The sequence below is a fragment of the Actinomadura mexicana genome, from assembly GCF_900188105.1.
GTDB lineage: Bacteria > Actinomycetota > Actinomycetes > Streptosporangiales > Streptosporangiaceae > Spirillospora > Spirillospora mexicana.
Genome location: NZ_FZNP01000001.1, coordinates 200,260 through 227,018, shown reverse-complemented (window position 1 = coordinate 227,018; position 26,759 = coordinate 200,260). Strand labels below are relative to the sequence as shown.

The 26,759-nt window shown below is 72.3% G+C and carries 21 protein-coding genes and 1 pseudogene; 16 read left to right on the top strand and 6 right to left on the bottom strand.

What is annotated here, in order from left to right; all coding sequences use genetic code 11:
- Positions 1–12: 12 nt before the first annotated feature.
- The 12 genes from cobT to CHC11_RS00910 all read left to right on the top strand — a co-directional run bounded on the left by cobT (position 13) and on the right by CHC11_RS00910 (position 16,097).
- Entirely contained in the window at positions 13–1,092 is a 1,080-nt protein-coding gene (gene cobT, locus CHC11_RS00965) for a nicotinate-nucleotide--dimethylbenzimidazole phosphoribosyltransferase (protein ID WP_089309635.1), read from the top strand.
- Positions 1,093–1,219: 127 nt separating this feature from the next.
- On the top strand, positions 1,220–2,458 hold the full coding sequence (gene cobA / locus CHC11_RS00960) for a uroporphyrinogen-III C-methyltransferase (RefSeq protein ID WP_089309634.1): 1,239 nt from the start codon (positions 1,220–1,222) through the stop codon (positions 2,456–2,458).
- Positions 2,455–4,515 carry a GTPase family protein gene (locus CHC11_RS00955; protein WP_245918641.1) on the top strand — a complete coding sequence of 687 codons (2,061 nt, stop codon included), beginning with the start codon at positions 2,455–2,457 and terminating at the stop codon, positions 4,513–4,515. The genes cobA and CHC11_RS00955 overlap by 4 nt, the downstream gene beginning before the upstream one ends.
- A complete protein-coding gene (locus CHC11_RS00950; protein ID WP_089309633.1) occupies positions 4,512–6,227 on the top strand; it encodes a GTPase family protein in 1,716 nt (571 codons plus the stop codon). Before CHC11_RS00955 ends, CHC11_RS00950 begins: the two co-directional genes overlap by 4 nt.
- Before the next feature lie 84 nt (positions 6,228–6,311).
- Positions 6,312–6,776, top strand: coding sequence for a single-stranded DNA-binding protein (locus tag CHC11_RS00945; protein ID WP_089309632.1), 465 nt, complete (start codon positions 6,312–6,314; stop codon positions 6,774–6,776).
- Positions 6,777–7,243: 467 nt separating this feature from the next.
- Positions 7,244–8,533 carry a GGDEF domain-containing protein gene (locus CHC11_RS00940; RefSeq protein ID WP_089309631.1) on the top strand — a complete coding sequence of 430 codons (1,290 nt, stop codon included), beginning with the start codon at positions 7,244–7,246 and terminating at the stop codon, positions 8,531–8,533.
- A 47-nt stretch (positions 8,534–8,580) separates the two neighbouring features.
- A complete protein-coding gene (gene ettA / locus CHC11_RS00935; RefSeq protein WP_089309630.1) occupies positions 8,581–10,245 on the top strand; it encodes an energy-dependent translational throttle protein EttA in 1,665 nt (554 codons plus the stop codon).
- Between the two features lie 175 nt (positions 10,246–10,420).
- Positions 10,421–11,956: an aldehyde dehydrogenase (NADP(+)) gene (locus CHC11_RS00930; RefSeq protein ID WP_218825888.1), complete on the top strand. Its 1,536-nt coding sequence runs from the start codon at positions 10,421–10,423 to the stop codon at positions 11,954–11,956.
- A complete protein-coding gene (locus tag CHC11_RS00925) occupies positions 11,953–13,296 on the top strand; it encodes an enolase C-terminal domain-like protein (RefSeq protein ID WP_245918640.1) in 1,344 nt (447 codons plus the stop codon). The genes CHC11_RS00930 and CHC11_RS00925 overlap by 4 nt, the downstream gene beginning before the upstream one ends.
- 40 nt (positions 13,297–13,336) lie before the next feature.
- Positions 13,337–13,768, top strand: coding sequence for an acyl-CoA thioesterase (locus CHC11_RS00920; RefSeq protein ID WP_089309629.1), 432 nt, complete (start codon positions 13,337–13,339; stop codon positions 13,766–13,768).
- On the top strand, positions 13,765–14,358 hold the full coding sequence (locus tag CHC11_RS00915; RefSeq protein WP_089309628.1) for a GNAT family N-acetyltransferase: 594 nt from the start codon (positions 13,765–13,767) through the stop codon (positions 14,356–14,358). Before CHC11_RS00920 ends, CHC11_RS00915 begins: the two co-directional genes overlap by 4 nt.
- Positions 14,359–14,687: 329 nt before the next feature.
- Positions 14,688–16,097 carry a S28 family serine protease gene (locus CHC11_RS00910; RefSeq protein ID WP_089309627.1) on the top strand — a complete coding sequence of 470 codons (1,410 nt, stop codon included), beginning with the start codon at positions 14,688–14,690 and terminating at the stop codon, positions 16,095–16,097.
- 82 nt (positions 16,098–16,179) lie between these two features.
- On the opposite strand, the gene CHC11_RS00905 is transcribed toward CHC11_RS00910, so the two are convergent.
- From CHC11_RS00905 to CHC11_RS00890, 4 genes and pseudogenes are all read right to left on the bottom strand, one after another.
- Positions 16,180–17,751 carry a glycoside hydrolase family 13 protein gene (locus CHC11_RS00905; RefSeq protein WP_089309626.1) on the bottom strand — a complete coding sequence of 524 codons (1,572 nt, stop codon included), beginning with the start codon at positions 17,749–17,751 and terminating at the stop codon, positions 16,180–16,182.
- Between the two features lie 24 nt (positions 17,752–17,775).
- A pseudogene (locus CHC11_RS00900) lies at positions 17,776–18,141 on the bottom strand (globin); the annotation flags it as partial.
- Between the two features lie 73 nt (positions 18,142–18,214).
- Positions 18,215–19,246, bottom strand: a complete 1,032-nt coding sequence (locus tag CHC11_RS00895; RefSeq protein WP_089309624.1) for a mechanosensitive ion channel family protein — start codon at positions 19,244–19,246, stop codon at positions 18,215–18,217.
- 298 nt (positions 19,247–19,544) lie between these two features.
- Positions 19,545–19,829, bottom strand: a complete 285-nt coding sequence (locus CHC11_RS00890; protein ID WP_089309623.1) for a hypothetical protein — start codon at positions 19,827–19,829, stop codon at positions 19,545–19,547.
- A 392-nt stretch (positions 19,830–20,221) separates the two neighbouring features.
- On the opposite strand from CHC11_RS00890, the gene CHC11_RS00885 reads away from it, so the two are divergent.
- Entirely contained in the window at positions 20,222–21,871 is a 1,650-nt protein-coding gene (locus CHC11_RS00885; protein WP_245918639.1) for an NsdA family TPR-like regulatory protein, read from the top strand.
- A gap of 5 nt (positions 21,872–21,876) precedes the next feature.
- Positions 21,877–22,479 carry a GNAT family N-acetyltransferase gene (locus CHC11_RS00880; RefSeq protein ID WP_089309621.1) on the top strand — a complete coding sequence of 201 codons (603 nt, stop codon included), beginning with the start codon at positions 21,877–21,879 and terminating at the stop codon, positions 22,477–22,479.
- 387 nt (positions 22,480–22,866) lie between these two features.
- Here the strand turns inward: CHC11_RS00880 and CHC11_RS00875 are convergent, their stop codons facing one another.
- Complete coding sequence (locus tag CHC11_RS00875) at positions 22,867–23,649, bottom strand: class I SAM-dependent methyltransferase (protein WP_089309620.1); 783 nt, start codon at positions 23,647–23,649, stop codon at positions 22,867–22,869.
- Positions 23,646–25,748 (bottom strand): prolyl oligopeptidase family serine peptidase, encoded by a 2,103-nt coding sequence (locus CHC11_RS00870; protein ID WP_089309619.1) that lies wholly within the window; start codon positions 25,746–25,748, stop codon positions 23,646–23,648. Before CHC11_RS00870 ends, CHC11_RS00875 begins: the two co-directional genes overlap by 4 nt.
- Before the next feature lie 261 nt (positions 25,749–26,009).
- On the opposite strand from CHC11_RS00870, the gene CHC11_RS00865 reads away from it, so the two are divergent.
- Both CHC11_RS00865 and CHC11_RS00860 read left to right on the top strand, forming a co-directional pair.
- Positions 26,010–26,519 (top strand): HNH endonuclease, encoded by a 510-nt coding sequence (locus CHC11_RS00865; protein ID WP_089309618.1) that lies wholly within the window; start codon positions 26,010–26,012, stop codon positions 26,517–26,519.
- Between the two features lie 18 nt (positions 26,520–26,537).
- The gene (locus CHC11_RS00860; protein WP_089309617.1) at positions 26,538–26,756 is read left to right on the top strand and encodes an FmdB family zinc ribbon protein; all 219 of its coding nucleotides are present in this window, start codon (positions 26,538–26,540) and stop codon (positions 26,754–26,756) included.
- Positions 26,757–26,759: the final 3 nt, after the last annotated feature.

Sequence of the window (26,759 nt, the reverse complement as noted above, 5' to 3'; positions counted from 1 at the left end):
CGAAAGGACACCATGCACCTGATCGAGGAGACCGTCGCCTCCATCGCCCCCCTGGACGGGACGGCCATGCGCGACGCCCGCGACCTGCAGGCCCGGCTCACCAAGCCGGCCGGGTCCCTCGGCGTCCTGGAGGAGGTGTCGGTCCGGCTCGCCGGGCTCGCCGGGCAGTGCCCGCCGCCGATGCCCGAGCCCGCCGCCGTCGCCGTGTTCGCCGCCGACCACGGCGTCCACGCCCAGGGCGTCACCCCGTGGCCGCAGGAGGTCACGGCGCAGATGGTGGCCAACTTCCTGGCCGGCGGCGCCGTCGTCAACGCGTTCGCCGCCCAGGTCGGCGCCGCCGTCACGGTGGTGGACATCGGCGTCGCCGCCGAGCTGGCGGAGGCCCCCGGCCTGCTCCGCCGCAAGATCGCGCCGGGCACCGCCGACATGACGGCCGGGGCCGCGATGACCGCCGAGCAGGCCCGGCGCGCCGTCCGGACGGGCATCGAGGTCGCCCGTGATCTGCATGCGCAGGGCGCCCGGTGCCTGCTCACCGGGGACATGGGGATCGCCAACACCACCGCCTCCGCCGCGCTGGTCGCCGCCTTCACCGGCCTGCCGCCCGAGCAGGTCACCGGCCGGGGGACCGGGATCGACGACGCCACCCACGCGCACAAGGTCGAGGTGGTGCGCACCGCCCTGGACCGGCACGGGCTCCTCGGAGGGCACGCCAAGGAGCCGATGGAGGTCCTCGCGGCGGTCGGCGGGCTGGAGCACGCCGCGATCGCCGGGTTCGTCCTCGGCGCGGCGGCGCTGCGCGTCCCCGTCGTCCTGGACGGCGTGATCGCCGGCGCCGCCGCCCTCGCCGCCGCCGCGCTGTGCCCGGACGCCCTCGGCGCGTGCGTCGCCGGGCACCGCTCGGCCGAGCCCGGCCACGGCGCCGCCATCCGGTCCCTCGGCCTGCGGCCGCTGGTCGACCTCGAACTGCGGCTCGGCGAGGGAACCGGTGCCCTGCTGGCGTTGCCGCTGGTCCAGAGCGCGGTGCGGGTCCTGCACGAGGTCGCCACCTTCGACTCCGCCGGAGTGAGCGAGAAGGGCGCCGGGCGGCCGTAACAACGTGATCACGGAATGAGTCACGCTCGGCTATCGAACGGGCGAGGCCCCTCTCCACGGACTCCCCGAGCCGAGTACCTTTGTTCCACAAAGAGACTGTCCGCCACCCGCGTCCGAGAGATCCACCGTGCCCCCGTACCTGCTAGGCCTGCGACTCGGCGGGCGACGCGTCCTCGTCGTCGGCGGGGGGCGGGTCGCCCAGCGCCGCGTGCCCGCCCTGCTGGACGCGGGCGCCGAGGTGGTCCTGGTGTCCCCCTCGGTCACCGCCACCCTGGAGGGCCTCGCCGACCGCGGCCGGATCACCTGGCACCGGCGGGGCTACGAGCGCGGCGACTGCGCCGGCGCCTGGCTGGTGCAGGCCGTCACCGACGACGCCAAGGTCAACGGCGACGTGGTGGCGGAGGCCGACGCCGCGCGTATCTGGTCCGTCCGGGCCGACGACGCCGAGTCGTCCCCGGCCTGGACGCCCGCGACCGGGCACGCGGGCGACGCGACCGTCGGGGTGCTGCTCGGCGGCGACCCGCGCCGCGCCGCCGGCATCCGCGACGCGGTGGTGGAGGGTCTGCGCGACGGCGCCCTGGAGTCCCGGCACTCCCGGAGCAAGCCCGCGGGCGTCGCGCTCGTCGGCGGCGGGCCGGGCGACCCGGGCCTGATCACCGTGCGCGGGCGGCAGCTGCTCGCCATGGCCGACGTGGTCGTCACCGACCGGCTCGCCCCCGGCGGGCTGCTGGACGAGCTGGCCGCCGACGTCGAGGTCATCGACGCCGCCAAGATCCCCTACGGCCGGACGGTCACCCAGGACCGCATCAACGAGTACCTGGTCGAGCACGCGCGGCAGGGCCGCTTCGTCGTCCGGCTCAAGGGCGGGGACCCGTTCGTGTTCGGGCGCGGCGGCGAGGAGGCCCTGTACTGCGCCCGCCACGGCGTCCCCGTCACGGTCGTCCCCGGCATCACCAGCGCGGTCGCCGTGCCGTCGGCCGCGGGCATCCCGGTCACCCACCGGGGCGTCGCGCAGGAGTTCCACGTCGTCTCCGCGCACGTCCCTCCCGGGCACCCCGACTCGACCGTCGACTGGGAGTCGCTGGCCCGCGCGAACGGCACGATCGTCCTGCTCATGGCGGTGGAGCGGATGGGCCTCATCGCGGCGGCCCTCATGCGCTATGGTCGGTCGTCCGGAACGCCGGTGGCCGTGGTGCAGGACGGCACCCTCCCCGGCCAGCGGGCGCTGACGGCGACGCTGGGCACGGTGGCCGACGAGATGGCCGCCGGAGATGTCCGGCCCCCGGCGATCGTGGTCGTGGGCGACGTGGTCAACGTGGCACGAGAGATCGACATGATTCGAGCGGACTTGGGACGGGATCCGTGACACCCCCCGCAGAGCAGAGCACGGTCCACGACGAGGAGGCCGGCGCCGGCTCGGGCCGGGCCGGCGAGCCCGCCCCCGAAGAGGCCGCGGCGTCCGGCGAGACCACGGACGGCGAGGACGCGTCCGGGAAGGACACGGGAGGCCGCGCCACGGCACGCGAGAAGCAGACCCCGAAGAAGGGCGCGGCGGAGGACGCCTCCGCCCCCGAAGACGAGGCGACGGACGCCGAGGCCGCCGATACCGGTAGCGCCGAAACAGGTGGCGCCGAAACAGGTGGCGCCGAAACAGGTGGAGCCGAGACCGCCAAGAAGGCCGAGGCCAAGTCCAGGCGCGGACGGCGGCGCGCCCCGAAGGCCGGGGCGACGGTCAACCGGGGCGAGCTGGTCCGCGCCCTGACCGTGCTGCGCGAGCAGCTCGGCGCGTTCGACTTCCTGCTGGACGTCCCCGGCGTCGAGCAGGCCCGCGAGGCCCGCGACGAACTGCGCGCCCAGCTCGTCGACTACGTCCTGCCGCGCGTCCAGGCGGCCGGCGCCCCCATGCTCGTGGTGCTCGGCGGTTCCACGGGCGCGGGCAAGTCCACCCTGGTCAACACGCTCGTCGGCGCCCGCGTCAGCGCGACCGGCGTGCTGCGCCCCACCACCAGCAGCCCGATCCTCGTCTGCCACCCCGACCACCTGCGGTGGTTCATGGAGGGGCCGATGCTGCCCGGCATGGGACGGGTCCGCGGCCCCGCGCCCGACGCCATCGCGGGCGACCAGCTGGTCATCATCGCCAGCGACGTCCTGCCGCCCGGCCTCGCCCTGCTCGACAGCCCCGACTTCGACTCGGTCTTCGAAGACCACTACGAGTTCGCGACCAAGCTGATGGCCGCCGCCGACCTGTGGCTGTGCGTCACCACCGCCGCCCGGTACGCCGACGCCCAGGTCTGGCAGATGCTCCAGCGCGCCAAGGAGAACGGCGCCACGATCGGCGTCGTGCTGTCGCGCGTCCCGCAGGGCGCGGGCGCCGGCGGCGGCGAGATCGTCGAGCACTTCGCCGAGATGCTGGACGAGCACGAGGTCGGCGACGCGCGCCGCTTCACCATCCCCGAGACCCGGATCGAGGAGAGCCGCCTTCCCGAGGAGACCGTCGAGGACATCCGCGACTGGCTGACCGGCGTCGCCGAGGACGCCGAGGACCGCGAGATCGTCGTCAGCGACACCCTCGCCGCCGTCCTGGACAGCTTCCGTACCCGCGTCCCCGAACTCGCCCGGCAGGTCGAGGCGCAGGTCGAGCGGCGAGCCGAGCTGGCCAGGGAGGTCGAGGCCGGGTACGGCACCGCCCTCGCCGAACTGGACGAGGCGACCCGCAACGGCTCGCTGCTGCGCGGCGAGGTACTGGCCCGCTGGCAGGACTTCGCCGGCACCGGCGACCTGCTGCGCGCCCTGCACGTCCAGCGGCCGCGCCGCGGCCGCGCCGCGAACCGCCGCCGCCGCAGCCCGGCCCGCGTGCGCGCCCTCAAGGCGGCGCTGCGCAGCGGCCTGGAATCGCTGATCATGGCGTCCGCCGAGCACGGCGCGGAGCAGGTCATGGCCCGCTGGCGCGAGCACCCGGCGGGCGCCCAGGTGCTCGCCGGCGCCGACGCCGGCCTCGGGCACGTCTCCCCGGAGCTGTCGCGGCGCGTCACCCGGGCCGTCAGCGCCTGGCAGGACCACGTCCAGGAGCTGATCCGCACCCAGGGCGTCACCAAGCGCTCGGTCGCGAAGCTGGTCTCCTTCGACACCGAGGCGGTCTCGCTCGTCCTGATGATCGGCCTGCTCGGGTACGGGACGTCCGAGGTGGCCGTGGAGGGCGGCAACAGCGCCGTCCCGCAGCGGCTGCTGAAGGCCCTGTTCGGCGCCGAGTCCCTGCGCGGCATGGGCGCCAAGGCCCGCGCCGACCTGCGCAGCCGCATCGGGATGCTGTTCGACGAGGAGGCCATCCGGTTCGGCCAGGTGCTCGACTCCGCCGGCATCCCCGACGAGACCGTCCCCGTCCAGCTGTACCAGGCCACCTACAACCTTGAGGTTGCCCGATGACCACCTCGGCCATCCCCGCGAACTCGCCGGCGGGAACCGGCGAGATCCCGTTCCCCGGTGCTCCCGAAGCCGGCCCCCCCGCCGGCTCCGCCGACCCGCCCGGGCTGGTCGAGCGGCTCGACGGGCTGGACCGGCTCGTCCAGGCGGGCCTCGGCCGGCTCGACCAGCCCGTCCTGGACGACGCCGGCGCACTGCTGCGGCGCGCCGGGCAGCGGCTGCGGCTGTCGGGCGACCACACCGTCGTCACCCTGGCCGGCGGCACGGGCAGCGGCAAGTCCTCGCTGTTCAACGCCATCTGCGGGCTCGAACTGTCGCCGACCGGGATGCGCCGCCCGATGACCTCGAAGGCCCACGCGTGCGTCTGGGGGCTGGACGGCGCGGGCCCGCTCCTCGACTGGCTCGACGTCGACAAGCGCCACCGCTACGCCCGCGCCAGCGCCCTCGACCTGGAGCGCGCCGACGCCACCCTGCAGGGCCTGGTCCTGATCGACCTGCCCGACCACGACTCCATCCAGGCGATGCACCGCGCCGAGGTCGACCGGTTCGTCACCATCGCCGACCTGCTGGTCTGGGTCGTCGACCCGCAGAAGTACGCCGACGCGGCTCTGCACCGCAACTACATCGTCCCGTTCGCCCGGCACACCGGCGTCACCCTGATCGTGTTGAACCAGGTCGACCGGCTCGCGCCGCACGAGATCGACGAGTGCGTCGCCGACCTGCGCCGCCTGCTGGAGGCCGAGGGGCTCGCCGACCCGCGGATCGTCACCACCTCCGCCGTGGCCGAGGACGGCGTGCACGGCTTCCGCGACACCCTCGTCGACACCGTCGCCGCCCGCCGCGCCCGCACCGAGCGGCTGTCGGCCGACGTCGACCGGGCCGCCGAGCGGTTCACCGGATACCGCTTCGACGCCGAGCCGCCCGTCACGGTGGACGACGGACGCAAGGCCGAGCTCCTGCAGGCCCTCACCGACGCCGCGGGCGCGCCCGCCGTCGCCGAGGCCATGGAGAGCGCCTACGAGCTGCGCGCCGCCGACTTCATCGGCTGGCCCGTCACCGCCATGATCGGCCGGCTGCGGTCCGACCCGCTGCGCCGGATGCGCCTCACCGAGCTGCGCGAGGAGCTGCGCAACGCCTTCACCGGCCCGATCGGCGCCCAGCAGGGCGACGTGGACAACGCGCTCCAGAACGTCGCCGAGGGCGTCACCGCCGAGCTTCCGCCGCACTGGGGCCGCTCCGTCCGCACCGCGGCCCGCTCCCACGCCGCCGAGATCCCGGAGGCGCTCGGCGAGTCCCTCAAGGAGGCCCTGCCCACGTTCAACGTGGTGCCGCGCTGGTGGTGGCTGGTCAAGACCTGGCAGTACTTCCTGGTCCTGGTCGCGGCGCTCAGCGTCGTGTGGATCGGCTTCCTCGTCGCCTACGGCCTGCTCGGCCTCGGCGGCGACGACCCGGACGGCCTCATCGGCCAGGCGGGCCTGATCCCGTACGTCGCCATCCTGGTCGTCTGCACCCTCGGTATGGGCTGGCTCACCGCGTCCGCGTGCCGCAACATGGTCGCGCTGTCGTCCGCCAAACACGGCGAGAAGATGGAGCAGCACATGCGCCAGGGCATCGAGCGCGTCGCGCGCGAGAAGGTGATCGTCCCCATCGAGGAGGACCTGGAGGTCTACGCCCGCTTCCGCCGGGACGTCGACGTCGCCCTCGGCCGCGGCTGAGTTATCCACAGTTCCGCGACCTTCGACGCGGCCCTCCGCCTCTGCGCCACCGTTGTGCTCGTACGCGAGACAACGGAGGACGCGATGAACGAGGCGCACGTCACCATCACCGGCTGGGTCGCGGCCGAGCCCCGCTACGCCGTGACGAACAACGGCCACCCGTTCCTGTCGCTGCGGGTGGGCTGCACGCCCCGCCGCTTCGACCGGCAGACCGGCCAATGGCAGGACGACGATTCCCTGTACGTCACGGTGAACTGCTGGCGCGGCCTGGCCGACAACGTCAACGCGTCCGACCTCCAGCGCGGCACGCCGATCCTGGTCACCGGACGCCTGCGCATCCGCCAGTACGAGCGCGACGACCAGTGGCGCTTCTCAGCCGAGGTCGAGGCCACCACCCTGGGCCCCGACCTGACCCGCGGCACCGTCGACTACCGCCCCGCCCAGCGCAGCGGCCCCCTGACCGACGAAGACCGCCAACTGGCCCGCGACACCGCCGACCAATGGGCCCTGACCACCCCCGCAGAAGAAGACGAATCCAAAGCCGCGTGACCGAACCCCAACCGCCCCGCGCGCCCCGCCTGTCTCACGGGTCAGTCAAGGGGCCGGCCTGGTCACGGGGCCGCTCGACCTCGCGGCGCCCACTACCAGACCGCCCCCGCCCTGCGGTTGTCGGCCAGGTGCGGCCACTGCGCGTCTGCGGGGCCGGAGAGCGGGCAGGGCGCGGCCGGGGGGCGCCGGGTGGAGGTGCGGCGCAAAGAGTTTTTTGTGGGGGGAGCGGGCCGTGGGAGCAGTGTGCGCGCCCCCGCGGTTTCGGTGGCTGTTGGCTGGTCAGATCCAGGAAACGCCGCGCATGGTGGTCCCCCTCAGGATGGTCGGGCTCCGCGGATCAGCGGGCCCGGATGCGGTGATCTAGAACGGTCACCCGCATGTGCGTTCCCGAACGTACCTGTTTCACGCCCGTTCCGCACACGTTGCAACTATCGTGTTACACAACGTGAGGTGCGTAAGGGGGAAGGATGACGGCAGTGCAGTCGTCCGCCGAGGACCGTGGTGGGGAGCTGGTCCGCAGGCCGAGGCGCAGGGCGCGACTTGGGCGTCCGTCCCTGCTCGTGGTCTACGTGCCGGTGGTCGTGGCCGTCCATCTGGGGCTCATCGTCGCGGGGCTGGCGGACACCCCGTTCCGGGGCGACGATCTGATGACCTTCGGGGCCCTGCTGGCGTGCGGCGGCGTGTGCATCGAGGCGACGCGGAGGCTGGGCATGCCGGCGGGGGTCGCGCGCGACCTTCTGTCGGCCTGGTGGCTGCCGGTCGCGCTGCTGCTGCCGCCGGTGTACGCGCTGCTGATCCCGGTGCCGATGCAGGCGCTGCTGCAGTTCCGCGTCCGGCGGACGCTGGTCTACCGGAGGGCGGTCGTCTCCGCCGCGCTCGGGATCGCGGGGGCGTGCGCGTCGGTGGTGTTCCACCGGGTGGTGGCCGATCCGCTGCAGGGGGCGCCGCGGTGGGTCGTCGAGAGCTACCCGGGCATCCCCGCGGCCGTCGGCTGCGCGGCGCTGTTCACGGTGGTGAACGCGGCGATCGTCGCGGTCGCCGCGCACGCCGCCGACCCCGAGAGCCGGTGGCGCGACGTCCTGTGGACGCGCGAGAGCCTCCTGCTCGACACGGTGGAACTCTGCGTCGGCATCCTGGTGGCGATCACGAGCGCCCTGTCGCTGGGGCTGCTCCTGCTGACCCTTCCGCCGGTGATGCTCCTGCAGCGCAGCCTGATGCACCAGCAGCTCCAGGCCGCCGCGCGCACCGACGCCAAGACGGGCCTGCTGAACGCCGCCGCCTGGCAGCGCGAGGCCGACACCGAGCTCTCCCGCGCCCAGCGCACCCACGACGCCGTCGCGCTCCTCCTGATCGACATCGACCATTTCAAGCGCGTCAACGACACCCACGGCCACCTGGTCGGCGATCAGGTGCTGGTGGGGGTCGCCAGCACCCTGTGCCACCAGCTGCGCGACTACGACGTGGTGGGCCGCTTCGGAGGTGAGGAGTTCGTCGTCCTGCTGCCGGGCGCCGACACCGTGGAGGCCTGCCGTGTCGCCGAGCGCCTCCGCGGCCGGGTGCGCCGCCTCGCCGTCCCCGCCGAGGAGGGGACCGTCACGGTCACGGTCTCCGTGGGGGTGTCGCTGTTCCGCACCCACGGCCAGGACCTCCTGGAACTCATGACGGCGGCCGACCTGGCGCTCTACCGGGCGAAGTCCTCGGGGCGCGACCGGGTGTGCCTCCCCGCCCTGGAGGGCCCCAAGCCGTCCGGCCACTGAGGCGGCAACGCGATAAACAGGTTCCAGGACCCCCTACTCTTGACGATATGGCCGAGTACATCTACACGATGCAGCGTGTGCGCAAGGCACATGGCGACAAGGTCGTCCTTGACGACGTCACCCTGCATTTCCTTCCGGGCGCGAAGATCGGCGTTCTGGGGCCCAACGGCACCGGTAAGTCGACGCTGCTGCGCATGATGGCCGGTCTGGAACAGCCTTCGAACGGCGACGCGCGCCTCATGCCGGGGTTCACCGTGGGCATGCTGCAGCAGGAGCCGCCGCTGAACGAGGAGAAGGACGTCCTCGGGAACGTCGAGGAGGGCGTCGCCGAGACCAAGGCGATGCTCGACCGGTTCAACGAGATCGCCGAGCAGATGGCGACCGACTTCACCGACGAGCTGATGGACGAGATGGGCAAGCTGCAGGAGCAGCTCGACCATCGCAACGCCTGGGACCTCGACAGCCAGCTCGACCAGGCGATGGACGCGCTGCGCTGCCCGCCCGGCGACGCCGAGGTGTCCAAGCTGTCGGGTGGCGAGCGCCGGCGCGTCGCGCTGTGCAAGCTGCTGCTGCAGGCGCCCGACCTGCTGCTTCTGGACGAGCCCACCAACCACCTCGACGCCGAGAGCGTCCAGTGGCTGGAGCAGTTCCTCGCCAAGTACGAGGGCACCGTCCTGGCCGTCACGCACGACCGGTACTTCCTCGACAACGTGGCCACCTGGATCCTGGAGCTGGACCGGGGGCGCTGCTACCCCTACGAGGGCAACTACTCCGTCTACCTGGAGAAGAAGGCCGACCGGCTCAAGGTCGAGGGCAACAAGGACGCCAAGCGCAAGAAGCGCCTCGAGGACGAGCTGGAGTGGGTGCGGTCGAACCCGAAGGCGCGCCAGACCAAGAGCAAGGCCCGCCTTGAGCGGTACGAGGAGATGGCCGCGGAGGCCGCCAAGCACCGCAAGCTGGACTTCGAGGAGATCCAGATCCCGCCGGGCCCGCGTCTGGGCCAGACGGTGATCATCGCCGACAAGCTGACCAAGGGCTTCGACGACCGGCTCCTGATGGACGACCTGACGTTCAACCTGCCCCCGAACGGGATCGTCGGCGTCATCGGCCCGAACGGCGTCGGCAAGACCACGCTCTTCCGCATGATCGTCGCGGAGGAGCACCCCGACACCGGGGACCTGCGGGTCGGCGAGACCGTCAAGATCTCCTACGTCGACCAGGGCCGCGGCGGCATCGATCCGAAGAAGACGGTGTGGGAGGTCGTCTCGGACGGCCTGGACCACATCAACGTCGGCCAGGTCGAGATGCCGTCCCGCGCGTACGTCGCGGCGTTCGGCTTCAAGGGCCCTGACCAGCAGAAGCCCGCCGGTGTCCTGTCCGGCGGCGAGCGCAACCGCCTCAACCTCGCGCTGACGCTCAAGCAGGGCGGCAACGTCCTGCTGCTGGACGAGCCGACCAACGACCTGGACACCGAGACCCTGTCCAGCCTGGAGAACGCCCTCCTGGAGTTCCCCGGGTGCGCCGTGATCACCTCGCACGACCGGTGGTTCCTGGACCGCATCGCCACGCACATCCTCGCGTGGGAGGAGGGCTCGAACTGGTTCTGGTTCGAGGGCAACTTCGCCGACTACGAGAAGAACAAGATCGAGCGGCTGGGCGCCGACGCCGCCCGCCCGCACCGGGTCACCCACCGCAGGCTGACCCGCGACTGACCCCGGTCGTCCCCGTACGGCCGCGCGATCCCGATCGCGCGGCCGTTCGCGTTTCCGGCACGGCCGGTGATACGCGCGCAGCATCGAACGATGCGTTTTTCGTGTTGGACAGGTATCGATCGCGTCTCCTATCGTCCGGTTCAGGCATGCCGCCCAACCAGGGAGGACGGGGACGTTGGCCCAGCTCACCGGGCAGATGCTGATCGGGTCCGAGCGCGTCACCGGGCCGGGGAGGGCGATCACCGCCGCCGATCCCCGTACCGGGGAGCGTCTCGAACCCGAGTACCGCCACGGCGGCGACGCGGAGGTGGACCGGGCCTGCGCCCTCGCGGAGGACGCGTTCGACGCCTACCGCGCGACGGGTCCCGAGGAGCGCGCCGCGTTCCTCGACGCGATCGCCGGGAGGCTCGACGCGCGGGCCGCCGATCTCGTCCGGCGCGCCGCGGCCGAGACCGGCCTGCCCGCCGCCCGGCTGACCGGCGAGGTCGCGCGGACGTCGGGGCAGCTGCGCCTGTTCGCTGCCGACCTGCGCGCGGCGGCGACGCCCGGCATCACCGCACGCCACGGCTCGAACCCGCCGGAGGGCGCCGGTCGCGCGGGCGGGCCGGCGGTGAGCGTCGACCCGGCGGGCGAGGGGACGCCCGAGATCCGGCAGGGCCGGGTGCCGCTCGGGCCCGTCGCGGTCTTCGGCGCGAGCAACTTCCCGCTGGCGTTCTCGGTTGCGGGCGGCGACACCGCCGCCGCGCTCGCGGCGGGCTGCCCGGTGATCTTCAAGGCGCATGACGCCCACCCCGGCACGTGCGAGCTGGCCGGTGGGGCCGTCGCGGAGGCCGTCCGGGAGGCGGGGCTGCCCGAGGGCGTGTTCTCGATGCTGTACGGCGACGGGCCCACGCTCGGCACCGCGCTCGTCACCGACCCGCGGGTCCAGGCGGTCGGGTTCACCGGGTCGCGCAAGGCGGGCCTGGCGATCGCGAGGGCGGCGGCGGCCCGGCCGCGGCCGATCCCCGTCTACGCGGAGATGAGCAGCGTCAACCCGGTCTTCCTGCTGCCGGACGCGTTGGCGGAGGGCGCCGCCGAGCTGGCGGAGGAGTACGCCGGGTCGGTGACGCTCGGGGCCGGGCAGTTCTGCACCAACCCGGGACTCGTCTTCGCGGTCGACGGACCCGGTCTCGACGCCTTCCTGGACGCGGCGGCGACGGCGATCGAGGCCGACCCCGGGGCTCCCATGCTCACGCGAAGCCTGGCCCGCGCCTACGCCGAAGGCGTCGAGAAGCTCGAACGGCGTCCCGGCGTGGAGATCCTCGCGCGCGGCCGGGAACCCGACGCGGCGGCCGGATGCCGCGCCGCCCTCGCGGTCGTGGACGCCGGGGACTTCGGGCCGGACCTCCAGGACGAGATCTTCGGTGCCTGTTCGCTCGTCGTCCGCTGCGCCGATCTCGACGAGGTCGCCGGGCTGGCCCGCGGGCTGGAGGGCCAGCTGACCGCGACGATCCACGGCGGGGGCGAGGCGGCGGCGCGGCTGCTGCCCGTCCTGGAGCGGCTCGCCGGACGGATCCTGTGGGGCGGATGGCCCACCGGAGTCCGGGTCGGGCACGCCATGGTGCACGGCGGACCGTATCCCGCGACGTCCGATGCGCGGGCGACGTCCGTCGGGAGCCTCGCCGTCGAGCGGTTCCAGCGGCCGATCGCCTACCAGGGGGTGCCGCGGTGAGCACGCCGGTCGTCACGGGGATGCGGGTCGTGCCGGTCGCCGGGCGCGACAGCATGCTGCTCAACCTGGGCGGCGCCCACGGGCCGTTCTTCACGCGGAACCTGGTGCTGCTCACCGACTCGTCCGGTAGCACGGGCGTCGGAGAGGTACCGGGTGGCGAGGGCATCCGGCGGACGCTGGAGGATGCCCGGGATCTGGTGGTCGGCAGGCCCATCGGCCGCTCCGACGAGATCCTCACCACCGTCCGCGCGGCGTTCGGCCACCTGGACGCGGGCGGGCGCGGCCCGCTCACGCACGACACGAGGATCACCGTGCACGCGCTGAGCGCGATCGAGGCCGCGCTGCTCGACCTGATGGGGCGGTTCCTCGGCGTCCCGGTGGCGGCGCTGCTCGGCGACGGCGTCCAGCGCCGCACGGTCCCGGTCCTCGGCTACCTCTTCTACGTAGGCGACCGCAGCAGGACGGACCTTCCGTACGAAGCACCACCGGACGGGGCGGACGGCTGGCTGCGGGTGCGGCGCGAGGAGGCGCTGACGCCCGAGGCGATCGTCCGGCAGGCGGAGGCCGCGCGCGAGCGCTACGGGTTCGCCGACTTCAAGCTCAAGGGCGGCGTCCTGCGCGGCGAGGAGGAGGCGCGGGCCGTGCGGGCGCTCGCCGAGCGGTTCCCCGGCGCCCGCGTCACCCTGGACCCGAACGGCGCCTGGTCGCTGGAGGAGGCCGTCCGGCTCGGCACCGCGCTGCGGGACGTCCTCGCCTACGCCGAGGACCCGTGCGGCGCCGAGCGCGGCTACTCGGGCCGGGAGACGATGGCGGAGTTCCGCCGCGCGACCGGCCTGCGCACCGCCACCAACATGATCGCGGTCGACTGGCGGCAGCTCGGCCACGCGATCCGGCTGGACGCGGTGGACATCCCCCTCGCCGACCCGCACTTCTGGACGATGCGCGGCTCGGTGCGGGTCGCGCAGCTCTGCGAGGCGTGGGGGCTGACCTGGGGCTCGCACTCCAACAACCACTTCGACGTGTCCCTGGCGATGTTCACCCACGTCGCCGCGGCCGCGCCCGGCGAGATCACCGCGATCGACACGCACTGGATCTGGCAGGACGGCCAGCGCCTCACGACCGACCCGCCGCGGATCGCGGACGGCGCCATCGCGCTGCCCGAGGGCCCGGGGCTCGGCGTCGACGTCGACGAACGGCGGGTCGAGGAGGCGCACGACCTCTACGTCCGGTACGGGCTGGGCGACCGCGACGACGCCGCCGCGATGGGGTACCTGATTCCGGACTGGCGGTTCGACCCGAAGCGCCCCTGCCTTGTCAGGGACCTCGACCGCTCCGGGTAGCATCGGGCCGACCCCCGGTTCCCCGTACCCAGGCGAGGACATGCAGCAGTTGCCCGCGGCCGAGTACCGCCACGTCTACGAGTTCAAGATCCGTTTCGGTGACATCGACTCCCAGGGACACGTGAACAACGTCAAGTTCCTCGGCTACCTGGAGGACGCGCGGCTGGAGATGTTCCACGGCGACCCGGTGCGCAAGGGGGAGCCGCCCGTCCGCGGCATGGTGATCTCCCGGCACGAGATCGACTACCGGTACCCGCTGCTGCCGACCGTCTACCCGATCCGCGTGGAGACGTGGGTGACCGAGGCCCGCGCCGCGTCGTTCAAGCTGGCCTACGAGGTGCGGGACGACGACCACGTGTACGCCGAGGCGACCTCGACCCTCGTCGCGTTCGACGTGGAGGCGAACCGCCTGCGCCGCTTCACCCCGGAGGAACGGGAGTTCATCGGGCGGTACGTGGTGCCCCGCGCATGACGGCCCTCGCCGGCCCTCCGCCCGCGCTCGACGGACGCCGGGCGGGGGTGCGCCTGCGCGCCGTCCAGATGGCCGACGCGGAGGCGCTCGCGGCGCTGTACCGGGAGAACCGCGCCTACCTGCGCCCCTGGGAACCGGAACGGGGCGAGGCGTACTTCACCGTCGACGGGCAGCGCGAGAACCTGCGCGACCTGGTCGAGGCGTACGCGGCGCAGGAGATGTGGCCGGGCGTCGTCCTCGTCGACGGCGAGGTCGCCGGGCGCATCACGCTCAACAACATCCTGCGCGGGCCTCTCCAGAGCTGCTTCGTCGGCTACTGGGTGGCGCGCGCGCACGCCGGCAGGGGTGTCGCCACCGAGGCGGTCAGGCAGGCACTGGACGTGGCGTTCGGTGCGCTCCGCCTGCACCGCGTCGAGGCGTTCACGAGAGTCGACAACCTCGCCTCCCAGCGCGTGCTCGAACGCAACGGCTTCACACCCGTGGGGACGGCCCGCCGCCACATCCATCTGGACGGGCGCTGGCACGACGAGCGGCTCTTCGAACGCCTGGCCCCCTGGGACGACGGCTTCACCCTCACCCCTTCCGCCTGACCCGCCTCGCGGCCCGATCGCCGCTCCCGGACCCGGCCGGAATCCTCCGGGTCTGATCTCTGGTCGCGGCAGTGCGCCGTTCCGAACGTGATCGAAGTACACCGGGCGGGCCGGCGTTCCTCCAGCGTGAGCGCCATTGCCTGCCTGATCACGGTTTCGCCCCTCCTGGGTCTGATTTCCGGTCTGATCGGGTGACAACCGACCCGTCACGGATAGGTAACAAGCCCAACAGCGATCCGTTCTGGCAAGGTTTCTCCCTCTAGGGTCGCGACGCGAATGTGGAGAACCCACGTGAAAGGGGCACAATGCGGCGCGTCTCACGAGGAGCCATGGCACTGCTGCTCGCCGCGGGCATGACCGGGGCGGGCGCCACCGCGGCGCAGGCCGCGGGAACGGCTCAGGCGGGCACGGCGAAGGCCGGCGCCGCCCAGGCGGGCGACATCCTCGCCCAGCTGAAGGCGATCCCGGGCATGCAGGTGACGGAGAAGCCGTCCACCCTGCCCGGCTACCGCTGGTTCTGGTTGGAGTACAGGCAGCCGGTCGACCACCGCAACCCGCGCGGGCAGTGGTTCGAGCAGCGCATCATGCTGCAGCACAAGTCGGCGGACCGTCCCATGGTGCTCTACACCAGCGGGTACAACACGCCGGAGACGATGTTCACCTCCGAGCCGACGGCACTGGTCGACGGCAACCAGATCTCGGTCGAGTACCGGTACTTCACCCCGTCCCGTCCGGAGCCGACGGACTGGAAGAAGGACACGATCTGGCAGGCGGCCACCGACGAGCACCGGCTGATCGGTGCCCTGAAGACCGTCTACCAGGGCAAGTGGATCTCGACGGGGGCCAGCAAGGGCGGCATGACGGCCGTCTACCACAAGCGGTTCTACCCGCGTGACGTCGACGGCAGCGTCGTGTACGTGGCGCCGAACGACGTCGACAACAACGACGACCGCGCCTACGACGAGTTCTTCAAGACGGTCGGCACCGACCCCGAGTGCCGCACCCACGTCAAGGCGCTGGCACGCGAGTTCCTCAAGCGCCGCCCCGCGATGCTCAAGCGCTTCAAGGCGGCCGCCGACGAGAACGGCTGGACGTTCACCATCCTGCGCAGCCAGGACCGCGCGTTCGAGAACTCGGTGATGGACTACGAGTGGGGCTTCTGGCAGTACAGCCTGCAGTCCGACTGCGCGTCGCTGCCCGCGGTGAACGCCTCGGACGACGAGATCTACCAGACGCTCGACAACATCTCGGGCCTGTCGTTCTACAGCGACCAGGGCCTCGCCCCGTACATCCCGTACTACTACCAGGCGGGGACACAGCTGGGCTGGCCGACGCCGAAGTTCAAGCACCTGCGGCCGCTGCTGCGGTACGAGGACAGCTACCAGCCGCGCACCTACGTTCCGCGTGACATCCCCATGCGGTTCGACAACGGCCGCGCCATGCGCGACATCGACCGCTGGGTGCGCGGGAACGCCGACCACATGCTGTTCCTGTACGGCGCCAACGACCCGTGGGGTTCCGAGCCGTTCCGCCTCGGGCGCGGCAGCCGCGACTCCGCCGTCTACGTCGCCCCGGGGATGAACCACAGCGGCCGGCTCATCGCCAAGCTGCCCGGTGACGAGCAGTCCAAGGCGATCGCCGACGTCAAGCGCTGGGCGGGCGCCGGGACCGGCATGCAGACCCTCAAGTCGGCCCCGATGGCCGACGACCCGCTCCAGCTCCAGCGCCCGCCGCTGTAGCCGGAGGCCCCTCGGCGAAGCACCGCGGTGTGCCGGTCCGTGCGAGAGGTCGACGCACGGACCGGCGCACCGCGCCGCGCGTTCAGGGGGTGCTCAGCCAGGCGGCGGTGTTGCCGGGCAGCAACTCGCCGTAGAGGGGCGTGCTGGTCAGAAGCGGGGTGCCCGCAGGGAGGCGCACAGGGTTCTCGCCGCAGTTGAGGGCGAGGACCAGGGAACCGCGCCGGAAGAACAGGGCGGTCTCGGGGGAGTCGATCCACTCCAGGTCTTCCGGGAGGCCGCCGTGCAGACGGCGGCGCAGCGCGAGCGCCTCGCGGTACCAGCTCAGCATGGAGGACGGGTCGGACGCCTGCGCCTCGGCGGTCATGGACGCCCACCGCTCCGGCATGGGCAGCCACGGCCGGACGCCGTCGGGGGAGAAGCCGTAGGGCTCGGCGCGGCCCGACCAGGGCAGCGGTACCCGGCAGCCGTCGCGTCCGGCGGTCTGCCCGTTCGTGCGCCTGAAGACGGGGTCCTGCCGGGCGTCGTCCGGCAGATCGGTCACCTCGGGCAGCCCCAGTTCCTCCCCCTGGTACAGGTAGGCCGAACCGGGAAGCGCCAAGAGCAGCAGTAGCGCGGCCTTGGCTCTGGCGTGCCCGATGCCCTGGAAACCGCCCTGCTGCTCATAGCGGGTGACGTGGCGGACGGAGTCGTGGCTCGACAGCACCCACGTCGGAGCGGCGCCCGTGGGAGCGACGGCCTTCAGCGCGGCGTCGATCACTTCGCGGAACGCCATGGCCGACCACGGGGCCAGTTGCAGGTCGAACTGGAAGACCTGGTGCAGCTCGTCTGGACGGAGATACAGCGCGAGGTCCTCCGGGCTGTCCGTCCACACCTCGCCTATGGCCATGCGGTCGCCGTCGTACTCGTCGAGGATCTGCCGCCACCTTCGGTACACGTCGTGGACTTCGGGCCGGCTGTACATGGGGCCGTTCAGCATGCGCCGGTCCTGGCCGTTGAGGTCGCGGAACGACTCGTCCTTGAACAGGCCGGCGGCGACGTCGATGCGGAAGCCGTCCACGCCGCGGTCGAGCCAGAACCGCAGGACGTCCTCGAACTCGTGCCGCACGTCAGGGTTGCGCCAGTTGAGGTCGGGCTGCTCGGGCGCGTACAGGTGCAGGTACCACTCGCCGTCGTCCAGCCGCGTCCAGGCCGGGCCGCCGAACGCCGACGGCCAGTCGTTCGGCGGGGCCTCCTCGCCGGGACGGCCCCCTGGCCTGCCGGACCGGAAGATGTAGCGGGAGCGTGCGGGCGACCCGGGCGGCGCCGCGAGCGCCTCCCGGAACCAGCGATGCCGGTCGGAGGAGTGGTTCGGGACGATGTCGACGATCAGCCGCATCCCGTGGGCGTGCACGTCCGCGACGAGGGCGTCGAAGTCGTCCAGCGTGCCGAACCGGGGGTCGACGTCGCGGTAGTCGGCGACGTCGTAGCCGCCGTCGGCCAGCGGGGAGGTGTAGAAGGGGGTGAGCCACAGCGCGTCCACACCGAGATCGCGCAGGTGGCCGAGCCGGGACCGGATCCCCTGGAGGTCGCCTTCGCCGTTCCCGTCGGCGTCGGCGAAGCTGCGGACGTAGACCTCGTAAACGACGGCGTTGCGCCACCAAGGGGTTAGCGTCATACGGGGCCCTCTACCCGCTCACGTAGGGGCGTTCACCATGCTCTGCGCCGCCATCGTGAAGTAGGCCCAGAGCTGCCTCTCCAGATCATCGGGAAGCCCGAGCTCGTCCACCGCGACGCGCATGTGCCGCAGCCACGCGTCCCGCTCGGCAGCGCCGATGACGAAGGGCACGTGACGCATCCGCAGCCTCGGGTGCCCGCGCCGCGTGCTGTAGGTGTTGGGGCCGCCCCAGTACTGGATCAGGAAGAGCCGCAGCCTTTCCTCGGCCGGACCGAGGTCCTCCTCGGGGTAGAGGGCGCGGAGGTCGGGGTCGTCCGCGACCCCCTGGTAGAAGCGGTGGACCAGCCGGTGGAAGGTCTCCTCGCCGCCGACCGCTTCGTAGAAGGTCACCTGTTCAGCCATAGCGCTCCCACCCTATGTGAGACACGTCCTCTTCCTCACCTTGATCCACTGGGAAGGCGGGCTAGGGCGCGGGGGTGGCGACGGTGACGCCCGCCTCGTCGAAGGCCCGCTTGACGCGTTCGCGCAGCTCGCGGGCGATGTCGCCCTGCCGGCCCGGCACCGTCTTCAGCACGACGCGGATCACGATGGCGTCGCCCGCGAGGGCCTGCACGCCCCACACCGACGGCTGCTCCAGGACGACGTCGTTCCACGGCGCGTCCGCGACCAGTTCGTCGGCGGTGGCCTGCAGGATCTCCTTCACCTTCTCGGTGTCCTCGCTGATGTCGACCGGGATGTCGAGGACGGCGCGTCCCCAGTTCTGCGACTCGTTCCCGACCTTCTTGATCTCGCCGTTCGGCACGTACCAGACGACGCCGTCGACGTCCCGCATGCGGGTGACCCGCAGGGTGACGGCCTCGACCGTCCCCTTGGCGCTGCCCACGTCGATGACGTCGCCGACGCCGTACTGGTCCTCCAGCAGCATGAACAGGCCGGCGAGGAAGTCCTTGACGATGTTCTGCGCGCCGAAGCCGACCGCGACGCCGATGACGCTGGCGCTGGCCAGGATGGGGGCGAGGTTGAGGCCGAGGGAGCCGAGGATGCTGAACGCGGCCGTCCCCATGATGATGATGGACGCGATGGAGCGCAGCACCGAGCCGAGCGTCTGGGCCCGCTGGGCGCGCCGCTTGTTGAGCAGGGCGGGGCTGCCCTCGAAGACCGTCCGGGACCGCTCCCGGACCTTCTCCGACATCGTGCCCTCGGCCATCCGCAGCGTGACCTTGGTGATCATCCGGTGCGCGATGTTCTTCACGATCAGCGCGACCACGAAGGTCAGGATGATCCACAGCAGCGTGCTGAGCGGCTTGTCCAGCCAGGTGGCCCAGAACCGGGTGAAGTCGGTGTTCTTCGAGACGTTCCACACCAGCCGGCACGAGACGCTGGGGTCCGTGTTCTTGCAGGCCGCCTCGGGGGTGCCCTTCTCGGCCCAGGGCAGGAACGGCTTGGCGACCGGCGACACGGCCAGCGGCACGCCGATCGACGCGAACAGAGACATGGTGTGGCAGACCCTCCCCGGCCATTGCGGTTCCTCGCCACCTCGCCATGGACCGGCGGCGGTACGAGCCCGATCGTAGGGGACGGTTCCGACCGGTTCATACGAACGCCGAGGCGGGTGACGGGGACTGGCCGGGGAGGGGGTCTACCGGGCGAACGTGTCCCGCCTGGTCCGCGGCTGCCGCGCCCTTCGCCGCGGCCACGCGGGACACGCCCGGTCTCGCTGGACGCCCTGCCGGCGGGCGCCCGAGTCTGTGATGGAGCTCGGATCGGGGCTCAGGACCCCGGGGAGCGTCCGCTCACCTCGCGGCGAGCGGCTGGAGGACGTGCGCCAGCTTGAGGGCGGCGCCGCCGACGTCGTCGACGCGGTGCATGCGCTCGCCCCACGACCACCAGAAGTAGTGGTCCTTGGTCTCGGGGGCCGGCGCGCAGGTGACGTCCTCCGCGAGGCTTGCGGCCTCGGGGTTCACGACCCTCAGGAAGGCCGGCCCCGAGCGGGTCCTGACGACGCGCGAGACGAGGCCCCGCGTGTCCAGTTCATGCTCCAGCTCTTCGAGGTAGCCGACGCGTCTGTCGCTGACCACCTTCGCACCCCCTCCCTAGGCGGGCGGATCGCCCGCGGGCACCCTGCCCGGTCGACCGGACGGCCGACTCTCCGGATTCGCTCGATCACAACACGAGAGGTTTCCAACTCCCACACTGACCGGTCAAGGGGGCGGCGGGGCGCCGAAGAACCGGATTCCCCCACCTCAGGAGAAGTCCTCCTCCCCTCGGAGGAAAATTCTCTACCCACGGGGTGCGGGGTGCGTCCCGGCCGTCATCACTTCTCCGGAATCGCTTGGCGGGGACTGTGGCGGGGATTACGCTGCGTGCGCAAGCAATCATCTGTCGTGGCCAGATCGACCGGTCGCCGTGGCAGGGACGACCGCCCACCCCCCTGAGGGGGCGGCGTTCCGGCCCGACGGGAGGAGGCCGGATGTCGGACCCCCCTCGGAGAGAGATGGACGTGGCTCGCCGGATCCGCGCGCACGCCCTGGCACGAGGACGGGGCCCGGTGGACATCGCGCAGGAGATCCACGAGCAGTGCGGGCCGCTGTTCGGGACCAGCCGGATCAAGGCGCATCGGCTGGCCCACGGCGTCGCGCTGTCCGACATCGTGGCGCAGGTCAAGGCGCTCTACGAGGTCGAAGGCAAGCCGCTGCCGCGGCTCGGGGAGACGCTGCTGTCCGCCTACGAGAGCGGGTACAAGCGTCCCGGCCCGGAGTACCTGCACTACCTGTGCGCCGTCTACCGGGTGGAACCCGACGCCCTCGACTACCAGAGCCCCTGCATCTGCGGCCGCGGCCACGCGACCCGTGCGGGCGCCGCGAGCGTCCCGCAGCCCCGCGTGCCGGACCAGCGTCCGGTACCCGACCCCGACGCGATCGTCGGGGCGATCGTGCCCAGGAGCGAGGAGCGCCCCTGGGCGACCGTCAACGACCTGAGGGGCCATGACCGCGCCGACGGCCCCCTGACCCTTGATGTGGGAGAGGAGGACATCGTGCTTCGTAGGACCCTTCTGCAGTTACTGGCCGGAGCGGGCGTGGCGCTCGACGGTCAGTTCCTTGGGGCCGTCGACAACCTGCGCCGCAAGATGGACGACACGCTCGTCGGCGCGACCGTCTCGCCGACCATGCTCGACCAGTGGGAGGAGACGACCTACGGCTACGGCCGGCAGTACCAGGCGACCCCGTCGCTCCGGATGCTCTGCGACGTGCTGCTCGACTTCAGCGAGGTGCGGCGCATGTGCGACAAGCGCCAGCCGGTCGAGCTGCAGGAGCGCCTGTGCCGGATCGCCGCGCAGCTGTCCGGGCTGTCCGGGCTCATCATGATCAACCTGGGGGACCACCGGCTCGCCCGCTCGTTCTTCCGGACCGCGCGGACCGCCGCCGACGAGACCGGCGACCGGCAGCTGCGGGCCTGGGTGACCGTCCGCGAGTCCCTCGTGCCGATGTACTACGGCGACCCGCGCGAGGCGCTGCACCTGGCCCGCAAGGCGCAGGACCTCGCCGGCCGGACCCCCGGCGTCGCCGCCGCCATGGCCCCCGCCGTGGAGGCGCGCGCGCTCGGCATGCTGGCGATGCGCGGACGCGGGGACGCCGCCCCGAGCGCCCGCCGCGCGCTCGTGCGCGGCCGCTCGGTGTTCGACCAGCTGTCCAAGACCGACACCTCCGACCTGGTGTTCGGGTTCACCGACCGGCAGATGGCCTTCTACGAGGGCGACACGTTCACCAACCTCGGCGACCACCAGCAGGGCGACGAGGTGCTCAGCCACGCCCTCACCCTCTACTCGCCCACCGACCGCGTCGACCTGACCCTGGTGCGGCTCGACCGGGCGATGTGCAAGCTGCACGCCGGCCACCCAGAGGCCGCGCTGACGGCCGGCCGGGAGGCCATCTACGACCTGCCCGCCGACCACCGGTCCGACATCCTCGTGCACCGCGCCCGGCAGATCGGCGCTGCGGTCGCGACCAAGCACGGCCAGATTCCGGAGCTGACGGACTTCTACGAGGCCCTGTCCGGGCCCTCGGTGAAGAGCCCCACCCAGGATCCGCCCGCCGCCGTCCGCCCGGGGGACCAGGTCTGACCGGGATGAGCTCCGACAACGCCTCCTGGCAAGGCCACCCCACGCTCGTCCGGCTCAAGGACGAGCCCCCCGAATGGCGCTACGGCGACCTGCGGATCCGCCGGTACCACGCGGCCGACCACGGCGTCGTCCTGGCCCTGCACCAGGAGGGCCTGGCCCAGGTCGGGCTGCGCCCCGGCGACGGCGTCTACTACGACCACGACTTCTTCCAGATGGAGAACATCTATCTCCGCAACAACGGTGAGTTCCTCGTCGGCGAACTCGACCGCCGGATAGTCGCGATGGGCGGCCTGCGCCGGGCCGACCTCATCCCCGGCGGCCACGCCCGCGCCTACGGCGGCTACGCCCCCGGCAACCCGACCCTCGACACCGCCGAGATGGTGCGCCTGCGCGTCCTGCCGGCGGTCCAGCGCCGCGGCTACGGCACCGCGCTGGTCCAGGCCCTGGAGGAACGCGCGACGGAGTACGGCTACCGCATCCTGCGCGCCGACACCACCGAGTTCCAGACCCCCGCCCTGGCCCTCTACAGCAAGTTCGGCTGGACGGAGACCCGCCGCGAAACCATAGGCGGCATCGTCAACATCTACATCGAGAAACCGCTGCGCTAAGCGGTGCCTATTGCAGTGCCCTCCTCCTTCGGGCCTGGCGGCCCTCCATCGTCGGGCAATGCGGGCGATCGCCGGCATCGCTCCGGCTCGCCTTGCGGCTCGCTGCGCGATCAGGTTCTTGCTTCGCTCGGACCTGCCTTCGGACGCGATCGCAACCGGGAGGTCGTCACGGGGTTGCGGAGCGGGCCGAGGTTGTTGCGGTGGTGGTTTCACTCATCCCGCACGTGCATGGCCCGAGGAGGAGGAAGGCGACAAAAACGAACAACCCCCTCCTGGAGGCTTCCCAACCCCAGGAGGGGGTCGATCATGGGCACGGTTGGCCGTGCGTGTTCCCGTGGAAGCGTAGCGCGATCTTCGAGCGACTCCCAGCGGAGGCGCACCAGGGCATCAGATAACCCCTCCGGCCACCTGCATGAGGGGGTAGCGGCGCCTGCGGACGGCGGTGTAGCCGCGGTCGGTGAGGGCGCGGGTGATCTCGCGGTCGCCGAAGGCGGTGAAGCCTGTGGCGCGGCGGAGGAGTTCGGCGCCGAGGCGAGGGGTGGTGAGCGGGCGCCGGGAGGTGAGGATGATCAGGTTCCCGCCGGGTCTGAGGACGCGGGTCATGCCGTCCAGGGCCGTCCAGGGGTCGTCGAAGAGGTAGAGGGCGCCGAAGCAGCAGACGGCGTCGAACGCGCCGTCGCGGAACGGCAGGTCGACGGCGTCGCCGCGAACGTAGGTCACGGGGTCGCCGGGGGCGGTGTCGGCGACCGCGCGGGCCAGCATGGTCTCGGACGCGTCGAGGCCGACGACCAGGCCGGCCGGATCGACGCCCGCGGCGAGGGCGCGGGTGACGTTGCCGGGGCCGCACGCCACATCCAGGACGGTCGCGGGCGGCCGGGCGGCGTGGCCGGGTTGCGCCAGGCCGAGCCAGTCGCGCGCCATGGCGTGCTCCTCGGCGGTGTCCGGACCGAGCGGCCAGCCCTTCGCCAGGTTGAAGCCGACAGGCCGCCACGCCTTCTCGTAGATCCGCGGAAGGAGCGTCGACTCCATCACCGACTGGGCGAGGGAGGGCGGCTTCTTCGCGGACGCCCCGAGCAGGTCGAGGTACCCGGCCGACACGTCGGGCTCGCCCGGCGGCTCCCGGAGCAGTTCCAGCAGCCTTCCGGCCGGCTCGTGCGGTGTCGTGCTCATCCGCCTATTAGACCACGCGTCAATTCGTCTTTCAGGGCCAGGCCGGTCTGTGACGCCAGGAACGTGAGGGTGTCGGCCGTGAGGTCGGCCGAGCGGGTCACCGAGCGGGCGGCGTGGCCAACCTCGGGCTCGTCGCGTAGCAGGACGGGGGCCTCGGAGGATGTCGCGTGCTGGAGGGCGGCGCACATCTTGCGGGCGTGCAGGGGGTCCACGCGGGTGTCGCTGCCGAACGTCGTGAACAGGACGGCCGGGTAGGCGGTGCCGGGGCGGACGTGGTGGTACGGCGAGTAGCTGATGAGCCAGCCGAACTCCTCGGGGTCGTCGGCCGTCCCGTACTCGTCGTTCCATGTCTGGCCGAGGCCGAACCGCTCGTAGCGGACCATGTCCAGGAGCGGTGCGGAGCACACCACCGCCCGGTACAGGTCGGGGCGCTGGGTGAGGGCCGCGCCGACCAGGAGGCCGCCGTTGGAGCCGCCGGAGATCGCCAGCTGGGAGGGCGTGGTGAGGCCGTCCGCGATCAGCTTCTCGGCGGCGGCGTGGAAGTCGTCGAAGACGTTCTGCTTGCGGTCCCGCATCCCGGCGCGGTGCCACTGCTCGCCCTCCTCGGAGCCGCCGCGCAGGTTGGCGACGGCGTAGACGCCGCCGGCCTCGACCCACGCGAGGATGCTCGCCGAGTAGGACGGGGTGAGCGAGATGTTGAACCCGCCGTAGCCGTAGAGGATCGCGGGGCGCGGCCCGGTGAGGCCCGGACGGGACGCGACGAGCATGCGCACCTCGGTTCCGTCCCGGGAGGTGTAGGCGACCTGGCGCGTCTCGATCTCGGGGACGTCGACCGTGCCCGGCGCGGACGCCCACAGGGTCGTCTCCCCGGTGCGCGCGTCGTAGCGCAGGACCGACGAGGGGGTCACGTCGTCGGTGTAGCCGAACCAGGCCTCGTGCCCGCCCTCGGGCCGCTCGACGATGCCGCCGATGGAACCGAGCCCGGGGGTCGGTACGGCGCCGAGCCGCTCCCCGGACGCCAGGTCGTGCACGGTGATCTCGCTGATCGCGTGGCGCGTCCAGCCGGCGAGCAGGACCGGGCGCTCCAGGTCGTCCAGGATCGCGAAGTCGGTGAGCACGGCCTCGGGGTCCTGGGGGAGGAGGTCCCGCCAGGTCCCGTAGGAGAGGTCGGACGGGTCGGCGACGCACAGGCGGGACCGGGGCGCGTCGCGGTCGGTGAAGACGTAGGCCCGGCCGTCGCGGCCCATGTGGACGCCGGTGGAGGCGTCGACGCCCTCCTGCACGGCCCGTAGCGCGGGCGCCTCGGGGGAGGACGCGGTCAGGTCGGCGATCCACAGGTCGTTGCGGGGCGCGGTGCCCTGCGACGCGGAGATCGTGAGCCACCGGCCGTCGCGGCTGACGCCGACCCCGTAGTAGTTGGTCTTGTCCAGGCCCGCGCCGAAGACCAGCACGTCGTCGGTGTCGGGTTCGGTGCCGACGCGGTGCAGGTAGACGCGCCGGTGGTACTGCTCCTCACCCGCCGGGACGTCCCGCGCGGGCAGCCGGCGCGTGTAGTAGTAGGCCTCGCCGCCCGGCAGCCAGGCCACCGAGGAGTACCGGGCCCGGTCGATCGGCCCTTCCACCCGGTCGCCCGTCGCGACGTCGACGACGTACAGCAGCGACTCCTCGTCGCCGCCGGTCGACACCTTGTACGCCAGGAGGCGGCCCTCCTTGTCGGGCTGCCAGCCGTCCAGCGTGGTCGTCCCGGCGGGGTCGAGGGCCGTCGGGTCGACCAGGACGCGCTCGGACCCGTCCGGGTCCGCGGTGTAGAGCACCGGGTGCTCCTGGTCGGCGGAGCGGCGGGTGAAGAAGCGCCGCTCGCCCCGCCACACCGGGGCACCGACGCTCCCCGCGCCGAGCAGCTCGCGGAGGCGGGCCCGCAGCGCGTCCCGGCCGGGCAGGGCGTCCATGAACGTGTGGAAGAGCCGGTCCTGCGCGGCACGCCACTCGCCGGTCTCGGCGCTGCCAGGGTCCTCCAGCCAGCGGTAGGGGTCGGCGACCCGGTGGCCGTGGATGTCCTCGACGATGTCCTGGCGCTGCGCGGACGGATACGGCGTCATGGATGCACTTTATTGGCCGTTAAGCGCTGCCCGTCCCAGTACTCCGCGCGGGGTTCGTGTTCGAGTGGTGTGCGGCTGGGGATTATTGGGGTAGCGGACGGCCTCCCTCAGACGCCACACTGATTCTGGTCGGTTCGCCCCTGGGGAGGCCCTCATGGCGAGTGCGCAAGTACCGGAGACGATAATCGGGCCCCGGTGGGTGGCGCGCTGCGCCGCGACCATCGGGGCGAACGGACATCACGGCCCGGCGGAGGGCGTCTGATGCGACAGGTCCTCCTCCTGAACGCGACGTACGAACCCCTCACCACGCTGCCTCTGCGGAGGGCGGTCTGCCTCGTGCTTCGCGAGAAGGCGGAGATCGTCCACCACGACACCTCGGGTGCCGTGCTCCACTCGGCCACGATGATGGTCGAGGTGCCGTCCGTCATCCGGCTCCGCCGCTACGTCCGCATCCCTTTTCGCACCCGCGTGCCCCTGACCCGCGCGGCGCTGATGCGCCGCGACAACTTCCGCTGCGTCTACTGCGGCCGTCGCGCGGAGACGATCGACCACGTCCATCCGCGCAGCCGCGGCGGCAAGCACGTCTGGGAGAACTGCGTGGCCTCCTGCATGACGTGCAACCACAGCAAGGCCGACCGCCTGCTGTCGGAGCTGGGCTGGACGCTCCCCGTCACCCCGGCCGTTCCGAGGGGCGCGCACTGGCGGCTCATCGGCCTCGTCCATGACGGCGACCCCCAGTGGGCCGCCTATGTCACCGAGCCCGCCGCCTGACGCGCGTATCCTGGGGGCGTGCCTCGCTATGACTACCGCTGCCGCGCGTGCGGGTCGACCTTCGAGGTCTCCCGCCCGATGATCAATGCGTCCGACCCGGCCCCGTGCCCGGCCGGCCACGACGACACCGTCAAACTCCTGTCCACGGTCGCCGTCACCGGCACCTCCCGCGGCGGGGCGCCCCAGCCCCCGCCGAGCGCGGGTGGGGGCTGCTGCGGCGGAGGATGCTGCTCCTGACCG

What these genes read in the sequence shown, in the direction of transcription:
- cobT (WP_089309635.1), top strand. Translation starts at nt 13, where the DNA reads ATGCACCTGATCGAGGAGACCGTCGCCTCCATCGCCCCCCTGGACGGG.
- ettA (WP_089309630.1), top strand. Translation starts at nt 8,581, where the DNA reads ATGGCCGAGTACATCTACACGATGCAGCGTGTGCGCAAGGCACATGGC.
- CHC11_RS00895 (WP_089309624.1), bottom strand. Translation starts at nt 19,246, where the DNA reads ATGTCTCTGTTCGCGTCGATCGGCGTGCCGCTGGCCGTGTCGCCGGTC.
- CHC11_RS00920 (WP_089309629.1), top strand. Translation starts at nt 13,337, where the DNA reads ATGCAGCAGTTGCCCGCGGCCGAGTACCGCCACGTCTACGAGTTCAAG.
- CHC11_RS00945 (WP_089309632.1), top strand. Translation starts at nt 6,312, where the DNA reads ATGAACGAGGCGCACGTCACCATCACCGGCTGGGTCGCGGCCGAGCCC.
- CHC11_RS00880 (WP_089309621.1), top strand. Translation starts at nt 21,877, where the DNA reads ATGAGCTCCGACAACGCCTCCTGGCAAGGCCACCCCACGCTCGTCCGG.
- CHC11_RS00885 (WP_245918639.1), top strand. Translation starts at nt 20,222, where the DNA reads ATGTCGGACCCCCCTCGGAGAGAGATGGACGTGGCTCGCCGGATCCGC.
- CHC11_RS00905 (WP_089309626.1), bottom strand. Translation starts at nt 17,751, where the DNA reads ATGACGCTAACCCCTTGGTGGCGCAACGCCGTCGTTTACGAGGTCTAC.
- CHC11_RS00875 (WP_089309620.1), bottom strand. Translation starts at nt 23,649, where the DNA reads ATGAGCACGACACCGCACGAGCCGGCCGGAAGGCTGCTGGAACTGCTC.
- CHC11_RS00870 (WP_089309619.1), bottom strand. Translation starts at nt 25,748, where the DNA reads ATGACGCCGTATCCGTCCGCGCAGCGCCAGGACATCGTCGAGGACATC.
- CHC11_RS00950 (WP_089309633.1), top strand. Translation starts at nt 4,512, where the DNA reads ATGACCACCTCGGCCATCCCCGCGAACTCGCCGGCGGGAACCGGCGAG.
- CHC11_RS00940 (WP_089309631.1), top strand. Translation starts at nt 7,244, where the DNA reads ATGACGGCAGTGCAGTCGTCCGCCGAGGACCGTGGTGGGGAGCTGGTC.
- CHC11_RS00910 (WP_089309627.1), top strand. Translation starts at nt 14,688, where the DNA reads ATGGCACTGCTGCTCGCCGCGGGCATGACCGGGGCGGGCGCCACCGCG.
- CHC11_RS00865 (WP_089309618.1), top strand. Translation starts at nt 26,010, where the DNA reads ATGCGACAGGTCCTCCTCCTGAACGCGACGTACGAACCCCTCACCACG.
- CHC11_RS00915 (WP_089309628.1), top strand. Translation starts at nt 13,765, where the DNA reads ATGACGGCCCTCGCCGGCCCTCCGCCCGCGCTCGACGGACGCCGGGCG.